The organism is Phaeovulum sp., assembly GCF_041596715.1.
In the GTDB taxonomy this organism is placed as follows: Bacteria; Pseudomonadota; Alphaproteobacteria; order Rhodobacterales; family Rhodobacteraceae; genus UBA6213.
This window is the reverse complement of sequence record NZ_JBFHIA010000288.1, coordinates 1-3,386: the sequence shown is the minus strand read 5'-3', so window position 1 is coordinate 3,386 and position 3,386 is coordinate 1. Positions and strand designations below refer to the sequence as shown.

The following is a 3,386-nucleotide window of genomic DNA, read 5'->3' as shown; positions in this document are numbered from 1 at the left end:
GTCTTTGGCATTCTGGTCAAGGACGAAAGCCCCGCCAAATCGCCGGCAGACCTGAAAGGCACCGTTATCGGCGTCGGCACGGCGGACGGGGCCGAAGTTTCCTTCACCAAGGCGATCATGACCGATCTCGGCATGGTCGAAGGCACCGACTACACCTTCTTGCCGGTGGGCGACGGCGGCACCGCGGCTGTTGGCTTCATGCGTGACGAGGTGGGTTCCTACGCGGGCGCGGTTTCAGATGCGGCTATCCTCGCCTCACGCGGCCTGAAGCTGCGCGAGATCACGCCCGAGGCCTACTTGGGCTTCTTCGGCAACGGTATCGCCATGCTGGAAAGCCAAATGGCCGCGACGCCCGACCTTGCGCCCAAGTTCGGCCGTGCGCTGGTACGCGCCACCCGCTTTGCTTCCGATCCGGCCAACAAGGAAAAGTCGCTGGCCCATTGCGCCGCCGGCAACCCGCAGGAAGGTGAACAGGACTATGCTGCCTCGCTTTTTGATGGTGTTGTCAACCGGATAACCCCGACCGAAGCCTTCATTGGGCAGGGATTTGGCTTCCAGCCGCCAGAGCATTGGGCGGCGATTCACGATTCCGCCGTTGCCTCGGGCGCGCTGGCCCAAGCGCTTCCCGATCTGTCGGCCGTATACACCAACGAGTTCGTTGCAGGCTGGAACGCTTAATGACAATGGCAGAGCCCCGCCCCCTTACCGCAAGCCCTGTCGCCCCCACGCGGCCGGTCTACGAGATCGCAAGGCTGTCGAAAACCTATGCCCGCAACCTGCTGACCGCACTGACCGATGTGAACCTGACCCTGCACAAGGGCGAGTTCGTCTCGGTCGTCGGTTCCTCTGGCTGCGGGAAATCGACGCTTCTGAAGATCATGTCGGGGCTCTTGCCGCCCACCACGGGGCGCGTCGTGCTTGAAGGCACGCCGGTGACCGGCCCAAGGGACGACATCGGCATGATGTTCCAGCAGGCCACGCTGCTGCCGTGGAGAACCACTGTCGAAAACATCGTCCTGCCCATCGAAATCCGCAAGGGGCGTGCCGCCGCCAAGGCGGCCATTCCCCACGCGATGGAGTTGCTGCAACTGGTTGGCCTTGGGGACTTTGCACATGTCTATCCGGGCGAGCTTTCGGGGGGCATGGCGCAGCGCGCCTCGATCTGCCGGATGCTCATTTCCAACCCCGCCGTCCTGCTTTTGGACGAGCCCTTTTCGGCGCTGGACGAACTGACCCGTGATTTCATGAACATGGAATTGCAGCGCATCTGCACGGAACAGCAGGCCACCGCATTCCTTGTCACCCATTCGCTGGCCGAAGCGGTGTTCCTGTCAGACCGTATTCTGGTGATGAAACCGCGCCCCGGTCGAATCGTCGAGGAAATCGTGATCGACCTGCCGCGCCCTCGAACGCTTGAGATGATCAACACACCCCGTTTCGGTGAAATTGTTGCCCATATCCGTGATCTTCTGGGAAAGGAGGCCTTCCTGTGACCGCAATTCCTGATCCAAAAGGCGATACAGTCTGGGTTGAACATGTCGCACTGATCGACCGCATCCCGCGATGGGTGGCGATGCTGGGGTTGGCCGTCGTGGTCATCGCGATCTGGGATCTGGCAACCGCCCGCATGGGCTGGGTCTCGCCCATCATCCTGCCTAGCCCGGCCGAAACGCTCGCTGATCTGATCTTTGTGGGCGAGAACCTTGTGACCGGCGGCTACATGCTGAAGGCGCTCTGGACAACCACGCGCACCGTGTTCTGGGCCTTTCTCATCGCCATCGCCATCGGCTTCTCGCTAGGCGTTCTGGTGGGCGAGACCAAGTTCGGCGAACGCGCGGTGATGCCTTATCTCGTCGCCATCGACACCATGCCGAAAGTGGCCTTTGCGCCGCTGTTCATCGCGTGGCTTGGCTTTGACATCGCATCCAAGGTCGCACTTGCGGCCTTCATCGCCACCTTTCCAATCGTCGTCTCCACCGCCGCCGGGTTGTATTCCGCCTCGGAAAACGAACGTATGCTGTTCAAATCCGTGGGGGCCAGCCGTTTGCAGACCCTTTTCCGGCTGAAACTGCCGACCGGGCTGCCGCAGATATTCACCGGGTTGAAAATCGCCGCCGTGGGCGTCATGGCCGGGGCCATCACGGGCGAGTTCCTTGGTGGTGGCCAAGGCTTCGGCGCGCTTATCCGCCAATCGGCCAGCACGCTGGATACCCCTCGCGTCTTTGCGCTGATCCTTTACCTCAGTCTTCTGGGGTTGGCCCTTTTCTTTACCGTCGCTTGGGTGCAAAGACGCTTGGTATTTTGGAATAAGTCAGATCGGCCGGGCGGGGTGGGCTAGGCGTGAATACTACCGAAAAGTCACCGGGTGACACCAAGAACCTGTCCGAACAGGCACACGAGCGTATTCGGCGTGACATCCTGAATGGCGAGTTGTTTCCCGGCGAAAAGCTACAGATCGAGGCGATCTCTGACCGCTATGGCATAGGCAGCGCCCCCATCCGCGAGGCGCTCAACCGGCTGTCCTCTGAAGGGTTGGTCGAACGGAAAAGTCAGCGCGGCTTTTTCGTGGCCGAGATTTCGATGACCGCACTGGAGGATCTGGTCAAGACCCGGATCTGGCTGGAAACGCTGGCCTTGCGAGAGTCAATTCTGCACTACGACGAGGCTTGGGAAGAGAAATTGGTGCTTGCCTATCATCGACTGGCACGCACGCACCGCCGCCTGCCCACGGAGGCAGGGCGCGACCTGTCCGAAGAATGGGAACTACGGCACAAGGAGTTCCATCTGCTTCTTCTGGATCGCTGCGGGTCAAACTGGTTGCTGGATTTCTGCTCGACGATGATGGATGAGGCGGTGCGCTATCGCAATCTGTCCATGAATCTGCATCCAAGCGCGTTGCGGCGCCAAGGGGCTGCGGCAGAACATGAGGCATTGCTAGGTGCCGTTGTGGACCGCGACGCGGATCGCGCATGTCGCTTGTTGGAAGACCACTACAGAACAACCTTGGAGGGCTTGAGGGGCGTCGTTGGCAAAAACGCGAGCAATGCACCCAAACCCTGATGGTTGATCCGTTGGGGCATATCCGGTTTCTTCCAAGCAAGTGCCCGTTCTTGCGGACCGAACGGATCGCAATGTGACAAAGGCAGGGCGCGCCTGCCGCCATGAGCACGCGCACCCCAATACGCCGAAGTCTCGCCCCTCTCGCGCCCTCTCGACAAGTCCAAACACCTCTGGCAATATCTGCCCTGCATCAAGAGAGGGCTTGACCCTCACCAACCTGCCCAACCCGGCAAGGTGGTCGCCCGCAAGGGGATGCGGCCGAACCGGCAATTATTGGGTTGGCTTCATTCTATGGCGATCACCTCGTGCCTCTTGAAGGAGAGACC

4 protein-coding genes and 1 riboswitch are annotated in these 3,386 nt (G+C 60.7%); all 4 genes read left to right on the top strand.

The genetic code is table 11. The features are described 5' to 3' along the window. A partial coding sequence (locus ABY403_RS14755) for an ABC transporter substrate-binding protein (protein WP_372841581.1) occupies positions 1-678 on the top strand: 678 nt, incomplete at its 5' end. Further along, positions 678-1,493: an ABC transporter ATP-binding protein gene (locus ABY403_RS14750; protein WP_372841580.1), complete on the top strand. Its 816-nt coding sequence runs from the start codon at positions 678-680 to the stop codon at positions 1,491-1,493. The genes ABY403_RS14755 and ABY403_RS14750, both read left to right, overlap by 1 nt. Continuing rightward, the gene (locus ABY403_RS14745) at positions 1,490-2,338 is read left to right on the top strand and encodes an ABC transporter permease (RefSeq protein ID WP_372841579.1); all 849 of its coding nucleotides are present in this window, start codon (positions 1,490-1,492) and stop codon (positions 2,336-2,338) included. Before ABY403_RS14750 ends, ABY403_RS14745 begins: the two co-directional genes overlap by 4 nt. Positions 2,339-2,340: 2 nt before the next feature. Then, positions 2,341-3,060, top strand: coding sequence for a GntR family transcriptional regulator (locus tag ABY403_RS14740; protein WP_372841578.1), 720 nt, complete (start codon positions 2,341-2,343; stop codon positions 3,058-3,060). Between the two features lie 182 nt (positions 3,061-3,242). After that, positions 3,243-3,344: riboswitch (SAM-I-IV-variant riboswitch) on the top strand. Positions 3,345-3,386 lie beyond the last annotated feature (42 nt).